The organism is Nocardiopsis sp. NPDC055879 (assembly GCF_053615935.1).
This window is the reverse complement of sequence record NZ_JBSHCT010000011.1, coordinates 15,388-31,784: the sequence shown is the minus strand read 5'-3', so window position 1 is coordinate 31,784 and position 16,397 is coordinate 15,388. Positions and strand designations below refer to the sequence as shown.

The 16,397-nt window shown below is 69.3% G+C and carries 18 protein-coding genes; 8 read left to right on the top strand and 10 right to left on the bottom strand.

The genetic code is table 11. From position 1 onward, the window contains the following. Nucleotides 1-211: 211 nt before the first annotated feature. From ACWGKS_RS14700 to ACWGKS_RS14690, 3 genes are all read left to right on the top strand, one after another. Entirely contained in the window at nucleotides 212-2,395 is a 2,184-nt protein-coding gene (locus tag ACWGKS_RS14700) for a hypothetical protein (protein ID WP_452455440.1), read from the top strand. An 86-nt stretch (nucleotides 2,396-2,481) separates the two neighbouring features. Further along, nucleotides 2,482-3,738: a MurT ligase domain-containing protein gene (locus ACWGKS_RS14695; RefSeq protein ID WP_358503597.1), complete on the top strand. Its 1,257-nt coding sequence runs from the start codon at nucleotides 2,482-2,484 to the stop codon at nucleotides 3,736-3,738. 11 nt (nucleotides 3,739-3,749) lie between these two features. Further along, the gene (locus ACWGKS_RS14690; RefSeq protein WP_358503595.1) at nucleotides 3,750-4,463 is read left to right on the top strand and encodes a type 1 glutamine amidotransferase; all 714 of its coding nucleotides are present in this window, start codon (nucleotides 3,750-3,752) and stop codon (nucleotides 4,461-4,463) included. Between the two features lie 74 nt (nucleotides 4,464-4,537). Here the strand turns inward: ACWGKS_RS14690 and ACWGKS_RS14685 are convergent, their stop codons facing one another. Beyond that, entirely contained in the window at nucleotides 4,538-4,753 is a 216-nt protein-coding gene (locus ACWGKS_RS14685; protein WP_452522836.1) for a hypothetical protein, read from the bottom strand. Nucleotides 4,754-4,941: 188 nt separating this feature from the next. Between ACWGKS_RS14685 and ACWGKS_RS14680 the strand changes: the two genes are divergently transcribed. Beyond that, nucleotides 4,942-5,646 (top strand): DUF4352 domain-containing protein, encoded by a 705-nt coding sequence (locus ACWGKS_RS14680; protein WP_358503593.1) that lies wholly within the window; start codon nucleotides 4,942-4,944, stop codon nucleotides 5,644-5,646. Nucleotides 5,647-5,650: 4 nt separating this feature from the next. On the opposite strand, the gene ygfZ is transcribed toward ACWGKS_RS14680, so the two are convergent. Together ygfZ and ACWGKS_RS14670 are read right to left on the bottom strand one after the other, a co-directional pair. Beyond that, nucleotides 5,651-6,667 carry a CAF17-like 4Fe-4S cluster assembly/insertion protein YgfZ gene (gene ygfZ / locus ACWGKS_RS14675; RefSeq protein WP_358503590.1) on the bottom strand — a complete coding sequence of 339 codons (1,017 nt, stop codon included), beginning with the start codon at nucleotides 6,665-6,667 and terminating at the stop codon, nucleotides 5,651-5,653. 320 nt (nucleotides 6,668-6,987) lie between these two features. Continuing rightward, nucleotides 6,988-7,551 (bottom strand): nitrobindin family protein, encoded by a 564-nt coding sequence (locus ACWGKS_RS14670; RefSeq protein WP_358503586.1) that lies wholly within the window; start codon nucleotides 7,549-7,551, stop codon nucleotides 6,988-6,990. A 225-nt stretch (nucleotides 7,552-7,776) separates the two neighbouring features. Between ACWGKS_RS14670 and ACWGKS_RS14665 the strand changes: the two genes are divergently transcribed. Both ACWGKS_RS14665 and ACWGKS_RS14660 read left to right on the top strand, forming a co-directional pair. Continuing rightward, the gene (locus tag ACWGKS_RS14665; protein ID WP_358503583.1) at nucleotides 7,777-8,559 is read left to right on the top strand and encodes a hypothetical protein; all 783 of its coding nucleotides are present in this window, start codon (nucleotides 7,777-7,779) and stop codon (nucleotides 8,557-8,559) included. Nucleotides 8,560-8,564: 5 nt separating this feature from the next. Continuing rightward, a complete protein-coding gene (locus tag ACWGKS_RS14660) occupies nucleotides 8,565-8,927 on the top strand; it encodes a DsrE family protein (protein WP_358503580.1) in 363 nt (120 codons plus the stop codon). 69 nt (nucleotides 8,928-8,996) lie between these two features. On the opposite strand, the gene ACWGKS_RS14655 is transcribed toward ACWGKS_RS14660, so the two are convergent. From ACWGKS_RS14655 to ACWGKS_RS14635, 5 genes are all read right to left on the bottom strand, one after another. Continuing rightward, nucleotides 8,997-9,743: a phosphoglyceromutase gene (locus tag ACWGKS_RS14655; protein ID WP_358503577.1), complete on the bottom strand. Its 747-nt coding sequence runs from the start codon at nucleotides 9,741-9,743 to the stop codon at nucleotides 8,997-8,999. A 10-nt stretch (nucleotides 9,744-9,753) separates the two neighbouring features. Beyond that, nucleotides 9,754-10,272, bottom strand: coding sequence for a YbjN domain-containing protein (locus ACWGKS_RS14650; RefSeq protein WP_358503574.1), 519 nt, complete (start codon nucleotides 10,270-10,272; stop codon nucleotides 9,754-9,756). A gap of 32 nt (nucleotides 10,273-10,304) precedes the next feature. Further along, nucleotides 10,305-11,609, bottom strand: a complete 1,305-nt coding sequence (mshA, locus tag ACWGKS_RS14645; RefSeq protein ID WP_358504060.1) for a D-inositol-3-phosphate glycosyltransferase — start codon at nucleotides 11,607-11,609, stop codon at nucleotides 10,305-10,307. A gap of 110 nt (nucleotides 11,610-11,719) precedes the next feature. Beyond that, nucleotides 11,720-12,715 (bottom strand): alpha/beta hydrolase, encoded by a 996-nt coding sequence (locus ACWGKS_RS14640; RefSeq protein ID WP_358503571.1) that lies wholly within the window; start codon nucleotides 12,713-12,715, stop codon nucleotides 11,720-11,722. A gap of 159 nt (nucleotides 12,716-12,874) precedes the next feature. Then, complete coding sequence (locus tag ACWGKS_RS14635) at nucleotides 12,875-13,834, bottom strand: YbgA family protein (protein WP_358503568.1); 960 nt, start codon at nucleotides 13,832-13,834, stop codon at nucleotides 12,875-12,877. An 86-nt stretch (nucleotides 13,835-13,920) separates the two neighbouring features. On the opposite strand from ACWGKS_RS14635, the gene ACWGKS_RS14630 reads away from it, so the two are divergent. Beyond that, nucleotides 13,921-15,240 (top strand): cryptochrome/photolyase family protein, encoded by a 1,320-nt coding sequence (locus ACWGKS_RS14630; RefSeq protein ID WP_358503565.1) that lies wholly within the window; start codon nucleotides 13,921-13,923, stop codon nucleotides 15,238-15,240. Nucleotides 15,241-15,264: 24 nt separating this feature from the next. Here the strand turns inward: ACWGKS_RS14630 and ACWGKS_RS14625 are convergent, their stop codons facing one another. Then, the gene (locus ACWGKS_RS14625; RefSeq protein ID WP_358503562.1) at nucleotides 15,265-15,372 is read right to left on the bottom strand and encodes a zinc-ribbon domain-containing protein; all 108 of its coding nucleotides are present in this window, start codon (nucleotides 15,370-15,372) and stop codon (nucleotides 15,265-15,267) included. 33 nt (nucleotides 15,373-15,405) lie between these two features. Then, a complete protein-coding gene (locus ACWGKS_RS14620) occupies nucleotides 15,406-15,837 on the bottom strand; it encodes a hypothetical protein (protein WP_452455443.1) in 432 nt (143 codons plus the stop codon). 194 nt (nucleotides 15,838-16,031) lie between these two features. Between ACWGKS_RS14620 and ACWGKS_RS14615 the strand changes: the two genes are divergently transcribed. Further along, nucleotides 16,032-16,394: a BlaI/MecI/CopY family transcriptional regulator gene (locus ACWGKS_RS14615; RefSeq protein WP_084392335.1), complete on the top strand. Its 363-nt coding sequence runs from the start codon at nucleotides 16,032-16,034 to the stop codon at nucleotides 16,392-16,394. Nucleotides 16,395-16,397: the final 3 nt, after the last annotated feature.

The following is a 16,397-nucleotide window of genomic DNA, read 5'->3' as shown; positions in this document are numbered from 1 at the left end:
GGGGGCGGCCCTGCTTCACTGATGATCACGGCCACGCCGCTCGAAGGTCCGTGCGCGTTCCGTGTTCGAACGTCGGGCATGGCCGGCCGTGGCAAGCACGAGGGCGCCGGTACGCCGGTGCCCGAGCTTCGACCGCCCAGTGGCCGAAGCCCCCCACATGAACGATTCCCCGGCGGTCCCTCTCTGCCGCCGGCGAGGAGGTGTTCGGACGGTGCCCAAAGCACGGTCGTCGGCGAACGCGGCCCGAGGCGAGACGGGACGCACCTACCTCGGATGGCGGCACAGGATCCTCCTGCCACCACCCGGTCCCGCCCCGCGCCGTCCCGCGCCCTCGGACGCGCAGACGGTCTCCGAGGAGTGGATCGCGGGTCAGCGTGACAGCGAGGCGCAGACCAACCGTCCCCTCTACTTCGCGCTGGTCGGACTCGCCCTACCGGCGCTCCTGTTCCCGGCGCTGTGGCTGATGCGCGTCCTTCCCGGCAGTCTGGCGCTGGGCGGCGTGTTCGCCTGCGTGGCCATCGCGGCGCCCGTCGCCTTCGCGCTCGTCCAGAGCCGCCAGGTCATCTCCGAACGCCTGGAACGGGCGAAGGAACGACTGGCCGCCGAACGTACCGAGCGGGAACGGATCCTGCGCGAACGGCAACGCGAACACGCCACCCGGTACACCGAATGGCAGGCGGCCTCCCGTGCCTACGAGGCGCAACCACGCTGGTACGGCATGACCGTGCCGGCCGGCACCTCCGCGGTGGTCGTGGTGGGCGGGGGCGACACCGGGTGGTCGGCGCTGCTCACCACCGTCGGTGTCTCCCGGTTGAGGGAGGGCGGTGACCTGACGGTCGTCGACCTCACCGGGCACGGGGTCGCCCGCGAACTCGTCCGTCTCGCCCGTCGTTGCGCCGTGGAGCCGCGCAGATGGGTGCTCCCCGCCGACTTACCGCGGATGACCCTGGGAACCGACCTGGACGCCGGTCAGCGTGCCCGCGTCCTCTCCGCCGTCGCCGCGGCCACGGGGAGGGTCCAGGACGTCGACGCCGACGAGACGCTGTTGCTGCGTCTGTTGGAGGTGCTCGGCCGGAACGTGGACATCGCCCGCCTCATCGGTGGTCTGCGCGCCCTGCTGACCCCCGCCGACGACGACGCCGAGGACGACCCCGCCCTGGCCCTGCTCACCGTGGACGAACGCACCAGGGTGCGGGAACGCTGCGCGGACGACCCCGAGGTCCGTGAACGGGCCTGGGCCCTGGAAGAGCGACTCAGCCCGTTCGAAGCGGTCGGTACCCGCGCCGACGACGCCGCCTACGCCCAGGTCAAGATCATCTCCACCGACCGGGCCTCCGGGGCGGCGGCCGCGCGGGTGTACGGAACCTACGCGGTGGCGGCGCTCAGCGAGCTCCTGGAGACACGTGAACCGGGCCCGGCGGTCCCCGGGGGTAGAGCCCCACGGGTACGACCGGATCGAACCCGTACCGTGGTCGTCTGCGGCGCGGAGACACTTCCGGAGGAGGAGGTGGAGCAGGTCCTGAACGCGGCCGAGGACGGCGGTGTCGAGGTGGTCCTGATGTTCCGCGAGGCGGTGCCCGCCGCGGTCCGCCACCTGTCCGATCCGTCCTGCCTGCCCGTGGTGATGCGGCGGCCCGATCGGGACGGGAGGGTCGCGCGAGTGGTCGCCGAGGTGGTCGACGGATCCGGGAGCGACCGGGAGGACCTGGAGATCCACCGGCTCACCGAGGTGATCGGCGAGGCCGTCGGCGCTTCGGTCACCGAACTCGACGGTGACGACGAGAACGCTTCCGACGAGGAACCCCTCTTCCCCTCTCCGCACACCGAGTCCGGTGCGCTCATCCGCAACGCGGCCGCCGCGATCTCCCCGCTGGATCTGGTCAGGCATGTGAGATCCGCCACGGCCTGGGGGCGGGCCACCGCGCAGGCGGCGGAGATCGACACCCCCATCGCGTCGACGGGGGAAGAGGAGACCACGGTGCGGATCAGCGCTCTGGACGCGGAGTCGCTCCGGGAGCTGCCACCCACCGCGGCCCTCGTCCTGACCTCGGCCGGCCCGGTCCTGACCGACACCAATCCGGGTATTCTCACCCTGTCCACAGCCACCCTCGCCACCGCCGAGGACCACCGGAACCCCGGTATCGGTAGGGGCGTCGGCCGGGTCGAGGGCCCAGATGGTCCGGGTCCGAAGGCCGAGGAACCACGGCGTTCCCCGGCCGGCGGCACGAGGATCGAACCACCGGGTGACAGCGCGCGGGGCCCCGGACCCGGAAACGCATCCATGGTCGGGAACGTCCCGGAAACGCCCGAATCGGTGACCGGCGACGGTTCCGATCCGACACGGGTCCCGCCCAACCTCGGGCCGCCACCCGAGCGGTTGGACTGGCGGGTCTGAACAGCGGTGGACAATAGGCTTGGCCCGACACATCGCCCGCCGCCACAGCGCGTTCGCGCGGGTGATCTAGCGATCGTGGAGATTTGATGAGCGAGCTTTCCTTGCGCGCCCAACTGGCTTCGGTACTGGGCAGGAGCGCGGCAGGCCTGTCCAGGGCCACTGGACGCGGAGACGGCTCCGTTATCGGCGGCCGCGTCGCCCTGAAGGTCGAACCCGACCTGCTCGCCAAGCTCGCCCAGGGTCGCCGTCTCGCCCTGGTCAGCGCCACCAACGGCAAGACCACCACGACCCGTCTCATCTCGCAGGCCCTGCGTGAGTTCGGTGACGTGGCCACCAACGAACACGGCGCGAACATGCCCACCGGGCACATCACCGCGCTGGCCGCCAACAAGGCCGCCGTCAACGGCGTGCTGGAGGTCGACGAGAAGTACCTCCCGCAGGTCATCAAGGCGACCAACCCCGCCTTCGTCGTACTGATGAACCTCAGCCGTGACCAGATGGACCGCGCCTCGGAGATCAACCTCCTCGCGAAGAAGTGGCGCACCACCCTGGCGCAGAGCAACACCCACGTGATCGCCAACGCCGACGACCCCCTCGTGGCGTGGGCCGGTCTGGGCGCTCCCAACGCCACCTGGGTCTCCGCCGGCCAGCGCTGGAAGGAGGACTCCTGGTGTTGCCCCGAGTGCGGCGCCCACCTCAAGCGCGAGGTCGATCCACACTGGGAGTGCCCCGAGTGCGGCCTGGCCCGGCCTCGGACCACCTGGGCGGTGGACAACGACTCCGACACCCTCATCACCCCCGAGGGGCAGCAGATCAAGCTCCGCCTCAACCTGCCGGGTGACGCCAACCGCTCCAACGCGGCGATCGCCGCGGCCACCGCCGCCGCCTATGGCATCCACCCCGAGCGCACCGTCGAACGCCTCCGCGACATCACCTCGGTGGCGGGCCGCTACACCTCCGTGGTGACCATGGGCGTGGAGGTTCGCCTCCTGCTCGCCAAGAACCCGGCCGGATGGCTCGAATCCTTCGCCGTCCTCGACCCGCCGCGGGTTCCGGTCATCCTGGCGGTCAACGCCCAGGTCTCCGACGGTAAGGACACCTCCTGGCTGTGGGACGTGGACTACAGGGTCCTGCGCGACCGTCGGGTCTTCATCATGGGTGAGCGTCGTACCGACCTCGCCCTGCGGCTGGAGACCGACGAGGTTCCCTTCGAGGTCGCCGAGCGGGTGGACGAGGTTCTGGCCAAGCTCAAGGCAGACCGTCCCGACATCACCAAGGTCGACGTCATCGCCAACTACACCGCCTTCCAGCAGATCCGCACCGCGTACGGCCGCATCCAGTAGGAGACCCAGCCATGTCGAACAACAGCAGCGCCCTGCGGATCGTGTGGATCTACCCCGACCTGCTCAGCACCTACGGGGACCAGGGCAACGTCCTCATCCTCAAGCGTCGCGCCGAACTGCGCGGCATCCCGACCGAGGTCGTACAGGTCAACTCCAGCGACTCCGTGCCCGAGCAGGGTGACGTCTACCTGCTCGGCGGTGGCGAGGACCGGCCGCAGATCCTGGCCGCCGAGCGTCTTCGCGCCGACGGTGGTCTGGCCCGGGCCGCCGCGCGCGGCGCCTGCGTCTTCGCGGTCTGCGCCGGTTACCAGATCATCGGTGAGAGCTACGGCGACAACGACGACAATCCGCTCCCCGGCGTGGGCATCCTCGACATCCGCAGCGGCCGTGGTCAGAGCCGCGCCGTGGGCGAGATCGTCGCCGACGTCGACCCCGCCTTGGGCGTGGGTCGGATCACCGGGTTCGAGAACCACCAGGGCCGGACCGCCATCGGTCCGCAGGCCCGACCGCTGTCCACCACGGTGAAGGGCATCGGCAACGACGACCGCACCGAGGGCGCCTACCAGGGCCAGGTGCTCGGTACCTACCTGCACGGGCCGGCCTTGCCGCGCAACCCGCAACTGGCCGACCTGCTGTTGCGTTGGCGTGTGGGGCAGTTGAACCCGCTGCCCCCGGCCTGGGGCGAGCGTCTGCACGACGAACGCCTGACGGCGGCTCTTCGCTAGAGACTCGATCGGCCCGGTGGGAGTCCTTCCCATCGGGCCTTCGTGTGTCCGGAGCCGGTGGGCACCCTCGCCGGTCACCAGCGGTGGCGTTGGAACAGGGGGGAGACACGGCCCATCCCCAGCACATGGGCGAATTCGTGGTGGGTGAGACCGTTCTCCCGGTGGGAGACGGGGGCGCGCCAGTGGGGTTCCGGCCGTGTGGGCGCGCGGTCGTCGGGGCTCTCTCGGTCAGGGCCGACGAATCGTCTCAGTCTGACCCAAAGGTCCACCGGTCGGTCGATTCCGCTCATCCACGTCCCCCGATTCGTTCGTGCCGCGCAGGCCTTCAGGGGAAGATAACGAGTGGGTCGGGCTCCGCGGGTGGTAACCGATGAAGAACCACCGATAACCCTCCGTGGCGAGGGTCGGATTTCGGTCGAGGGTGGGCAAACGGGGCACAATTTCGGAATGTCCGTGCTGTGGTATGTGTCACACGGGTATGAGTGCCACCGATCCGCCCCCAGGTTCCGTCGGCCGCTTCGGACGGTCCGCACGTGTCCTCGCGATCCCCGTCGCCGTGCTCGTGGCGGCCGGTGGGTGCACGGCGGCGTTGGCCGCCATGGGCGGGCTGCCGACCCCCGATGTGCGGATCGTGGTGGGAGAGGAGGATCGCGACCCGGCGGGAAGCGGGTCGGAACAGGGCGCGCGGTCCGATCCGGAGACCTCGCCCGCGCCCTCCGCGGAACCGACCGAGGAACCGAGACAGCCGGAGGCGTCCGGTCCCGGGCAGCAGGCGGACCCTTCCGAATCCGTGCCGCTGTCCTCCTTCAACGGATCCTCGACGTCGGTCGGTCCGTTCCGGGTGGAGGTCGAGGTGGCCTACACCGACAGCACCATCACCGACGGGATGGGCACGAACGCCACCGCCCCCTCGGGCATGACGTACTACATCTACCGGCTCAACGTCACCAACGAGGGTTCCTCACCGGCGATCTTCGACAGCAACGGCACCCGGGGCCACACCACGGACGGGGAGACCTTCGCCAACGATCCCGATGCCGAGTGGACCGTGGCCCATGACTACTTCTGGGACGAGATCAACCCCGGCACCACGGTCACCACGCACCTGATGTTCCTGGCGCCCGAGGGCACCGATTTCGACCACGTTCTGGTCTCCGGGCAGAGCGACCTACGACCTTCCTGAAGCCCTACCGAGGTCGGCGACGCAGATCGATCTGGGCGTTGGCCCCGGTGTCCGGGTCCACGATGACCTCCTGGCCGGCGGCGATACCGTCCACCGCCAGAACGGCGTCGATCGGCGCCGTCCGCTTGACCAGCCCCAGCGCGATCGGCCCCAACTCGTGGTGGCGGGCGGAACTGCCCACGCGGCCGATCCGACGCCCCTCCAACTCGATGTCGGCGCCCACCACGGGGAGCCGCTCCCTGGTGCCGTCCAGGTGCAGCAGCACCAGGCGGCGCGGGGGACGACCCAGGTTGTGCACCCGGGCCACCGTCTCCTGCCCGGGGTAGCAGCCCTTCTCCAGATGCACGGCGGAACCGATCCAGTCCATCTCGTGCGGAATGGCGCGCTCGTCGGAGTCCAGACCGGCCCGAGCCCGGTGCGAGGCGATCCTGTGCGCCTCATAGGCCCACATGCCGGCCGGTCGGGTTCCCGCCTCCGTCAGCTTCCTCGCGGTGGTCACGAGCTCCTCGGAGGGCACGAACAGGTCGATCTCGTGCTCGGTGGCCCGGGTGACCGGACCCTCCACCACGGCCAGTGCCTTGTCCCGGTCCGGGCCGAGCAACGTCAACACCGAGAGCGAGTCCGAGAGGTCCTCGACCTCCACCCGCAGCATGAACACCATCGAGTCCAGGAACCGGGCCGTCTCGGCGGCGTCACCCGGCTCGGTGTGCATCCAGGTGGACTCACCGTCGTCCACCATCGACAGGTGGTGCTTCAGCCGGCCACGCGCGTCCATGATCAGCGCCTCGGTGCCGACACCCGGGGCCAGGTCCCGGGTCAGCTGGCTGGTGAGGTCGTTGAGCCAGCCAAGACGGTCGGGTCCGCTCACCCGCACCACACCCCGGTTGCTCCGGTCGACCCAGGCGCTGGAACGTTCGATCGCGCGGCCCTCGTGCGAGGGGTCGCCGTAGTGCGCGGCGACGTCGGTGTCGGGGGTCTCGGCGCTCACGGCACCGGGTGTGGTCAGCAACGGCGAAGTCATACCGCCGAGGGTATCCGCCCCGTCCAAGAGGACACAGGGGCGCGATCGACCTGGGGATACAGATCACAGAAAATCACTTGCCCGCCACCGTCCACGAGACGTAGTTTGGCGGCACGCAGGAAAGGAGGTGGTCCAGAACATGATTGACCCTAGGACCGGCGAGGTGGCCGTCCGCTAGGACGACGCCGAGCATTCGCTCGACGTACGTCGTAGGCGAATCCCAGACGGACACCCGAACCCCGGGCTGTCGGACCTAGTCCGATCCGACCCTCTCGTAGGAGCCGGCCCGGGGTTCGTCCATGTCCAGACCCCGAACGGGCCTACTTGCCGTCGTTCGGCTCGATCTCGGCCACGCGCTTGAGTTGGGCGGACATGTACGACTGAAGCCCCAGGTCGCGGGCGGCCAGATCCCACGCGTAACCCAGGGTCTGGCTTCCGTCGTTGAACAGCCCGTACAGGCGGTGCGACCCCTGTACCTCCAGACCGGTGATGGTGCGCACGATCCCGGCGCTTCGCATCTCCACCCGGTTGGCGAACACGTTGCCCTCGTAGGACTCCAGGTAGCCCTCGTTGTGGGCGATCATCACCTCGAGGTGGACGATGTTGTTCTCGTCCTGCGCCGCGTACTGGGCGGTGTCCCCCTTGGAGAGCGCACGCCAGTACCCGGATTCCTCGGTGACCAGCTCGCCGGTGGTCCCGTCCGAGTTCATCCGCCAGACCTTGGCGCTGTAGGCCATGTAGGGCAGCCCCGCGCGCGGGGTGAACTCGACCTCCTGGCCGAACTGGAACTTCTCCTCTTCCACATATCCGGCGACGCCGACGCCCTCCCAACGTCCGAACAGGAAGGACAGTTTCGCCAGATCAGGGTGTACCGCAGCGTCCATAACCCCCGAGAGTAGCGCGCGGCGGAGGTGCCGGTGACCGCTCGCGCGAAGGCATCCGTCACCGCCACCCTCGGGTCCCGGACCGGACATGCCCAATTGGCCCGGCTTTCTCGGAGAACTGGTAAAGATGGTTGACGGACGCGGTGGGTCCTCGGGGCTCGGATCCGCACCGCGGTCCCCCGACCTCCGACACGATTTCCGAACACGATTCCAAAGGGGCTGCCTGTGTTGCTGGTGATCGGTTCGGCGTTGCTCGTCGTCGCGGTGGTCCTCCTGCCACTCGCCTTCGTCGCCCTGCGTCGCTGGCGGCGTCAGCGTGGTCTCGCGCTGCTCCTTCCCGCCGCGGTCGCCGAGCACGAAGGCAAGCGCGTGACCCTCACCGGCGTGGCCGCGCCGGGCCCCGCCGGTGCCATCGAATCCGGGCTGGCGGGTGTCGAGTGCGTCTGGCACGGTCACGAGGTCCTGCGGCACTACCGGCCGTTGGCCCGCGGTCAAGTCGACGGGCAGGTCGGCGAGCGCGCCTGCGACTCCATCGCCGACTACGGCTCCGACGACCTCTTCGGTCTGGTGGGGGAGGGGCGCCCGGGGGACGCGCAGCGCATCTTCGTCGACCCGGCGGACACCGAACCGCAGGAGGCCGAACTCTGCCTCAAACGCCAGGTCGGCCGCCCCCAGCCCGGTGTGGCCGCCACCGCGGACGACCTCCTGCCCAGGGTTCGAGGTCGCATCTCCGGTGTCTTCCGGGGCGAGACCATCGAGTTCGAGTACCGCGAGTGGATCATCCGTACGGGTGCTTCGGTACGCGTCACCGGACGCGTCCACACGCGTGATGGCCGCGTCGTATTGGCCGGCTCGGACGAGGACCCGCTCACCATCGAACACGGTGTGGTCGAACGGGCAACGCGGGTCTCTCCGCGTCGGACCGAGGCCCTGGGCCTGTCCGTCGGGTTCCTGTTCTCCGCCATCGTGGGAACCGTGCTCCTCCTGATCGGCCTCTCGGTAGGCTGACGGACATGTCTCGTTCTTTGGTGATCAAGGTCACGGCCGGCGCGGATGCTCCGGAACGGTGCAATCAGGCGTTCACGGTCGCGACCGCGGCGGTGACCGCCGGCGTCGAGGTCTCCCTCTGGCTGACCGGGGAGTCCGCGTGGTTCGCGGTCCCCGGACGCGCCGAGACCTTCGAACTCGAACACGCCGCTCCGTTGCGGGACCTGCTGGCCGCGGTGCTGGCGGCCGGCCGGGTGACTGTGTGCACCCAGTGCGCGGCCCGACGCGACCTCACCCAGGACGACCTGATCGACGGCGTGCGCATCGCGGGCGCGCAGAGCTTCGTCGAGGAGACCCTCCAGGACGGGGTCCAGGCGCTGGTCTACTGATCCGCCCCGGAAAAACGAAGGTGCCCGTACCACCGTTGGAGGTACGGGCACCGATGTCGTCGTGGGGCGTTACTTCTTGCCCTGGTTGGCGACGGCCTCGATGGCGGCCTTGGCGGCCTCCGGGTCGAGGTAGGTGCCGCCCGGGTTCGTGGGCTTGAAGTTCTCGTCCAGCTCGTAGACGAGCGGGATGCCGGTGGGGATGTTCAGCCCCGCGATGTCGGCGTCGCCGACCCCGTCCAGGTGCTTGACCAGCGCGCGCAGCGAGTTGCCGTGCGCGGCGACCAGGACGGTCTTGCCCGCGGCCAGCTCCGGGACGATGTTGTCGTACCAGTACGGCAGGGCGCGGTCGAGTACGTCCTTGAGGCACTCGGTACGCGGCAGCAGCTCCGGCGGCAGGAGTTCGTAGCGGACGTCGTCGGACTGCGAGTAGGGGTCGTCGTCGGCGATGGGCGGTGGGGGAGTGTCGTAGGAACGACGCCAGATCATGAACTGCTCTTCGCCGTACTCCTCACGGGTCTGAGCCTTGTCCTTGCCCTGAAGCGCGCCGTAGTGACGCTCGTTGAGGCGCCAGGAGCGCTCGACCGGCAGCCAGTGCAGGTCGGCGGTCTCCAGCGCGAGGTCGGCGGTGCGGATGGCGCGCTTGAGCAGCGAGGTGTGCAGCACGTCCGGGGTCACCCCGGCGGACTTGAGCAGCTCGCCGCCACGGCGGGCCTCGTCCTCGCCCTTTGCGGACAGGTCCACGTCCACCCAGCCGGTGAACAGGCCCTTCGCGTTCCAGACACTTTCACCGTGTCGCAGCAGTACCAGAGTTCCCATGGGGGCAAGCCTAGTCACTCGAAGTCCCGGCCGGTTCGGCCAGGTGGGCGAAGGCGCGCAGATTCCGGGTGTCGTGGCCGCGTTCGAGGCGCCACTTCCACTCCTTGCGGATCGCCGAGGCGAATCCCAGCTCCAGCGCCGTGTTGAAGTTCTCGTCCGAGTAGGTGAGCACGCACCCCAACAGCCGGTCGACCTCGTCGACGGTGACGCCGCCCAGGGGGAGCCGGCCACGGATGTACACGTCGCCGACCTCGTCCGAGGTGAACGCCATCCCGTACATGTCGGAGCCGCGCCGGGTCAGCCACTGGTAGAACCCGGCGTGGTTCTCGTCCGGTCGCCGACAGAAGAACGAGGTCAGGGTGAGGCTGTGCGGGCCGGCCTCCAACCACACCAGGGTCTTGAGCTTGGCCGTGCCCGGGATGGTGACCAGGAACGAACCCTCACGTGGGCGTTCGACCTCCAGCTCGGCCTCGCGCACCGCCTGTTCGATCGCCTTGATCGCGTTCTCGCGCGCCGTCGTCTCCGCCACGTGCCTTCCCTTCTCCTCCACGGCCGTCCCCGTCATCGGCATGCCGCCTCGGCCAGCGGGAGCGCGCGCGGGGTCAGGGCCGACCGGTACGCGTCCAACAGGTCGTCCACGGTCCGCGACCAGCTCAGGGTGGCCGCGTGTTCCGGTGCGGCCTCCGCCAGCTTGGCATGCCAGGCCGGTTCGCGAATCAACCGGTGCAGCTCGGTGGCGTAGTGGCGCGGGTCGTGCCCGTCCACCAGGACGCCCGACACCCGGTCGGAGACGGCCGTGGTCAGGCCACCGACGCGGGCCGCCACGACCGGGGTGCCACAGGCCTGTGACTCCACGGCCACCAACCCGAAGGACTCCGAGTAGGAGGGCACCACCGTCACGGTCGCGGCCCGGTAGAAGTCGGCCAGGCGTCGACGGTCCTGGGGCGGTTCCAATCGCACCACGTCGGCCACTCCGAGTGACCGGGCCAGGTCGGTGAGCATGCGGGGCTCGTGCATCCCCCCGCCGGACAGGCCGCCGACCACGCCCACCACGAGGCGATCGCGCAGGGAGGGGTCCTGTTCCAGGAGTTCGGCGGCGGCGCGGATGAGTACGTCCGGGGCCTTCAGCCGTTGCACCCGGCCGACGAAGAGCAGCAGGTGGGCGTCCCGGGGCAGGCCGATCCGTTCCAGGGCCTCGGCGCGAGGTCCGGGCGAGAAGGTGTCCAGATCCACACCGGGCGGGATCGTATGGAGCTGTTCGGGTCGGGCGCCGTAGAAGTCCGAGAGCTGGAGGGCCTCGTCTGCGGTGTTGGCGATGAGCCGGTCGGCCTGGCGGACCAACTGGTCCTCGCCGCGTACCCGGTCCTCCGGTTCGGGGGAGTCGCCTTCGGCGAGGGCGGCGTTCTTCACCCGGGCCATGGTGTGCATCGACTGCACCATCGGCACGCCCCAACGGCGCGCGGCCACGACCCCGGCCTTGCCGGACAGCCAGTAGTGGCCGTGCACGAGGTCGTAGTGGCCCGGTTCGGCCTGTGCCTCGGCCCGCATCATTCCGAAGATGAACGGACACAGGTGTTCGGCGAGGGTGTTCTTGTCCAGGCGCCCGTAGGGGCCAGCGTGCACGTGCCGCACGTTCACCCCGGGAGCGAGTTCGACCACGGGCGGCAGCGACGGCCTGGTGGCCCTGGTGAACACGTCCACCTCCACGCCGCGCTCCGCCATCCGGCGTGCCACCTCGACCACGTAGACGTTGAGCCCTCCGGCGTCACCGGTACCGGGCTGGTCGAGCGGGGAGGTGTGCAGGCTCACCGTCGCGATCCTCAAGGGGACCGCCGCCTGATCACCCAACGGAACGAGTCCGGACACCGGTGGTCCCTCCAGGTCGCGTGTGCGGGCAGTAGTCGTCAACAGCGACGAAGGTACACACTGTTCCCGACCGGCCTGTCCCAGGGGGCGGGGGTTGACCCGGGTGGGGGTCAGGGGGTAGAGGCCCAGCCGGCGACGAGGAAGTCCGCGACATCGGGGAACGTGCGTTTCCAGGTGCGCAGATCGTGGCCGCCGCGGGGACGCAGGGTGGTGACCGTCATACCGTGCTCGGTGAGCAGATCGGAGAAGCGTTCGGCCTCTCCCTGGATCCGCCCCTCCTGGAGAGGAGTGTGGTCCTCACGCCCCTCGACCAGCATGAAGCGCAGGTCGCGCACCTCCTCGGGTTCGAGGAGACGATCAGGGGAGTGCGGATCGGTGTCCGTACCGAGGACGCCGTGCGGGTCGTCGACCCGGAAGTACCCGGCCCAGCTCACCACCTGTGAGTACAGGGCGGGGTTGCGCAGGGCGAGGGCGGCCGCGCCGTAACCGCCCATGGAGAAGCCGCCGATAGCCCTCAAGGAGCGTGGACGAGGATGCTCCCCCTCCACCGCGGTCACGGTCGGGCCGGTGACGAAGCTCTCCAAGGCGAAGCTCCCGTCGTGGGCGTCGGCCCATTCGGTGGTGGACCCGTCCTCGACCTGACCGTGCGGGGCGGCGATCACGAACTCGACCCCGCTGCGGCACATCTGGCGGTCCATCAGTTCGCCAACGCCCGCGTCCATCAGGGTCCGGTGACCGGATGAGGATCCGTGGAGAAGGTAGAGCACGGGAAGGTCGGCGCTGTCCGGTCCGGGGGGTCTGCGGATCCACACGGAACGGCCTTCGTCACCGGTGGCGGCTGTGTCGGGGAGGGTGACCACCTCGTCGCGCCCGGGCTCGTCGCAGACCGCGACGTCGCCCGGACGGGGCAGCGCCGCCGGGGTGGAGTCGGCGTCGGGCGGGACACGCATCTGACCGGTGGCGAGTTCGGGTTCGGTCTCGGACAGGTGGTGTCCGATCCGCTCGACCAGCCGTTCCGGCGGGGCGGTGGCCAGGGACGCGGCGACCACGGCCACGGCACAGGAGGCGAGGAGCACGGTGGCGCGTCGGGAGAAGGAGACGAACACGTCGCAACCTCAAGGGTCGGGGGCAACCGGTGACCGCACGCGAAGCGGTCAGGGAATGTCACCCATTGTAGTCTTCTTGAAGCTCTCCGTGTGCGCGGGTCTTCGGGTGTCGCCGTGGAGGTCCGCGGCCCCGGACGCCGATCGGCTTTCGTCGACGCCTCAGACGGACACGGGGTGCCGCAGCCGAAGCGACTCCGGGTACGGGCGAAGGTAGGTCTGTTCGCTCGCCCACGTGACGTCCTCCGCCGTGCAGTGGTGTCGCAGCAGGGCCACGGGCAGGCTCAGTGGAGCGTTGCCCCGCCGATAGTCCTCGATCCCGGCCAACAGATCGTGCCTGCGCGTGTCGTCCAGCAACGGACTGATCATCCCGAAGACGTGCTGGAGGGCGTTGGCGTGCTTGCCACGACTCGTCCTGACGGCCAACGCCCGATGGAACGCCTCGGCGTAGGTCGCCGCCGTCTGCTCGCGGTCGTGCGCGCCGGCCTTCGCCACGACCCGCCCGGTCTCGCGGTACCCGTCCGGGGAGTGCGCCATCAACTGGAGTTTGTGCCGCGTATGGAACGCCACCAGGTCGCGTACGGCCCACTCGCCCTCGATGAGGGCGCGCAGCCGCGCGTGCGCGAACACCCGTTCCACGAAGTGCTCACGAAGGACGGCGTCGGACAGGCGCCCCTGCTCCTCCACCGGCAGTGCCGGCAGCAGCGTGGTGAGCCGCTCGGCGAAGGCGCCGCGGCCGGTGCCGCGCAGCCGGTTCCCGGCACCGTCGAAGACCGGTAGGGAGAACAGGCCACAACTCGGCGACTTGTTCTTGAGGACGTAGCCGTCGAGTCGGGCCAGTCGATCGAGGTGTCGATTCGCGACGTTCGAGAGATCGTCGGAATGGTCGGTTCCGGTCGCACTGGAGATCACTCGCGCCGATCCCTCTGAGTCCTGTAGGCGCAGGGTCGGGCGAGGGACCCCCAACCCGATCTCCGCTTCCGGGCAGACCGGGAGCCAATCCACGTGCCGGCTCAGTTCGTCGGTGAGGAAACGGTTTCGCGAGTGGCCGCCGTTATAACGCACAGAGGCGCCGAGCAGGCAGCTGGACACTCCGACGACGGGGCGAACGAACGTATCCATTCCGGGGCCCTACCCGGTGGAGCCTGCCGTAACCACCGACGATCTCTTTGAGTAGTGTGTCGAACACCTTAAGTGAAGGAGGTCTCTTGGTCGCTCCCGTGCTCGTGCTCTTCACCCAGGATCTTCGCCTGAACGACCACCCCGCGCTGACCACGGCCCTGGGAACCGGCGGAGCGGTGGTCCCGCTCTTCGTTCTCGACCACGCCCTACTGCGACGCGCGGCCCGCAACCGGCTCGCCCACCTCGCCGAGGCCCTCGCCGACCTGCGTTCGGGACTGCGCGCCGTGGGCGCGGACCTCGTGGTCCGCCGAGGCGACACGGTCACGGAGACACTCGCCCTCGCCCGGGAGACCGGCGCCGGGACCGTCCATCTGAGCGCGGGCGTGAGCCGCGTGGCGGACCGGCGGCTCACCCGGCTCCGCGAGTCCGGGTTGGTCGCGCGTACCCACGCCGGGCTCACAGTGGTGCCACCGGGAGACATCACCCCGACCGCGGGTGACCACTACAAGGTGTTCACCCCCTACTGGAGGGTCTGGGAGGGCACCCGATGGCGGGAGACCCTGCCCGCCCCCGAACGGGTCCCCCCGCTCGAAGGACTCGACCCCGGACGCCTGCTCGCGCCCGACGACCTTTCACGCGAAGGTGTGGGAGCCCTCTCCCCTGAACGGCAGGCGGGCGGATGGACCCGGGCGCGTGAACGACTCCGTGCCTGGCTCGACTCGGGTCTCGCCGACTACGGTGACCGGAACGACGACCTTGCCGGTGCGGCGACCTCTCATCTGTCCGCCGACCTGCGCTTCGGTTGCCTGTCCCCGCTGGAGGTCGCCCGCGCCGCACGCGATCTTCCAGGGGGTTCCGAGTACGTTCGCCAACTCGCCTGGCGCGACTTCCACCACCAGGTCACCGCGGCCTTCCCCGACATCACGATTCGGGACTACCGGCCTCGTGGTCGCGAGTGGCGAGAGGACCCCGACGCCCTCGCCGCCTGGAAGGAGGGGCTTACCGGGGTGCCGATCGTGGACGCCGGGATGCGCCAACTGCTTCGCGAGGGTTTCATGCACAATCGCACCCGAATGATCACCGCGTCCTTCCTCACCAGGACCCTGCGCGTTCACTGGCGGGAGGGGGCCGCGCACTTCGACGCCCACCTGACCGATGGTGACGTGGCCGACGACTACGGCAACTGGCAGTGGGTGGCCGGAACCGGCAACGACACCCGACCCGGTCGGGCCTTCAACCCCTCCCGGCAGGCCAAGAGGTTCGACCCCGAGGGTGTCTACGTGCGTAGGTACGTGCCCGAACTCGCCGACCTGTCCGGTGCCCGCGCCCACAGCCCGTGGTCGGAGGGATCCGGCGAAGGTGTCGAGGGGTATCCGCCTCCGATCGCCGACCCCGGCCGACTGTGAGGCGAGACCGGGGTCGGCGCGCGACTAGGAGTTGTAGTGGCCGCAATTGGGGCAGGTGCGCACCCCGGGGTTGAGGTACTCACCGCATCTTTCGCACAGGCCCACGATGGGCTTGTCGTGTTTGGGGGACATGTGCGGTGCCCCCTGGTGAACGGGCCTCAAGGGTCATCCTTCCGTTTCGGCCAGCCCGTCGATGATGTCGTCCAAGACCAGTGACCGGTCAGAACCCGACATCAAACGCAGTTCCCGGAGCGCGGGAACGGTGTCGACACCTTCGGGCCCCGTCACCGTGCACACGCGCATGCAGTGCTGGGTGGGGGCCCACCAGAAGTCCCGTTCATCGATGGGGGCGATGCGGTACACCGTCGCGGGGTACTGGGACGGTCTGCTGGGTGAGTGCCATTGCTGGACACGGGCGAGTACGAATCCGGTGATCAGGGAATCGAAGACGCCGTCCGACGCCAGGTCGGTCAACGCGTTCTTGTCGCCCTCGGCGCGGCAGGCGTCACACCCGGCGAGTTCCGCGCGCAGGAGCCAACGGGCACGCGCGTGACCCACCTCTGGGTTCTTGAGCTTGCTCGGATGCCGGTGTCCCATACACGGGAGCGTACGACGCCCGGGGAAGCCGCGATAGCCGGGCCCCGTGGGGATCTCGGTGCCCGCGCGGAGCACCGGCCGCAAGCACCCTTCGGACCCTGTCATCGAGGACTCAATACCCTTGCTCACAAGCCATCTTGAATTAACGTGGGGGTGCCACAGGCAGTACTACCACCCGTCGTAGACTCATGACTATGAATCGGCTTGGCGAACTTGAACGCGCGGTGATGGATGTACTGTGGGCACGCAACGAACCAATGACGGTTCGTGAGGTCGGCAAAGCGCTCGCAGAGCGGGACCTGGCGCACACGACCGTCATGACCGTGCTCGACAGACTCGCCAAGAAGAAGGTCGTCACCCGGGCACGTGAGGGCCGTGCGTGGCGGTACCGTCCGGCTGCCAGCCGTGAGAACTACGTGTCCGAGTTGATGTTCGACGCACTCGGTCAGACGGTCGACCGTGACGCGGCCCTGGCCGCCTTCGTCCAATCCATGGACGGTCAGGAGGCTGAAGCGCTCAGGCGCGCACTCGCGGAAACCGAGCAGCCAAGGAACTAGTCC

Bases quoted from the DNA above. Each gene is read 5' to 3' on its own strand.
- ACWGKS_RS14670 (WP_358503586.1), bottom strand. From the start codon at position 7,551: ATGGACGCTGCGGTACACCCTGATCTGGCGAAACTGTCCTTCCTGTTC.
- ACWGKS_RS14615 (WP_084392335.1), top strand. From the start codon at position 16,032: ATGAATCGGCTTGGCGAACTTGAACGCGCGGTGATGGATGTACTGTGG.
- ACWGKS_RS14695 (WP_358503597.1), top strand. From the start codon at position 2,482: ATGAGCGAGCTTTCCTTGCGCGCCCAACTGGCTTCGGTACTGGGCAGG.
- ACWGKS_RS14635 (WP_358503568.1), bottom strand. From the start codon at position 13,834: ATGGATACGTTCGTTCGCCCCGTCGTCGGAGTGTCCAGCTGCCTGCTC.
- ACWGKS_RS14655 (WP_358503577.1), bottom strand. From the start codon at position 9,743: ATGGGAACTCTGGTACTGCTGCGACACGGTGAAAGTGTCTGGAACGCG.
- ACWGKS_RS14690 (WP_358503595.1), top strand. From the start codon at position 3,750: ATGTCGAACAACAGCAGCGCCCTGCGGATCGTGTGGATCTACCCCGAC.
- ACWGKS_RS14680 (WP_358503593.1), top strand. From the start codon at position 4,942: ATGAGTGCCACCGATCCGCCCCCAGGTTCCGTCGGCCGCTTCGGACGG.
- ACWGKS_RS14625 (WP_358503562.1), bottom strand. From the start codon at position 15,372: ATGTCCCCCAAACACGACAAGCCCATCGTGGGCCTGTGCGAAAGATGC.
- ACWGKS_RS14685 (WP_452522836.1), bottom strand. From the start codon at position 4,753: ATGAGCGGAATCGACCGACCGGTGGACCTTTGGGTCAGACTGAGACGA.
- ygfZ (WP_358503590.1), bottom strand. From the start codon at position 6,667: ATGACTTCGCCGTTGCTGACCACACCCGGTGCCGTGAGCGCCGAGACC.
- ACWGKS_RS14660 (WP_358503580.1), top strand. From the start codon at position 8,565: ATGTCTCGTTCTTTGGTGATCAAGGTCACGGCCGGCGCGGATGCTCCG.
- ACWGKS_RS14620 (WP_452455443.1), bottom strand. From the start codon at position 15,837: ATGGGACACCGGCATCCGAGCAAGCTCAAGAACCCAGAGGTGGGTCAC.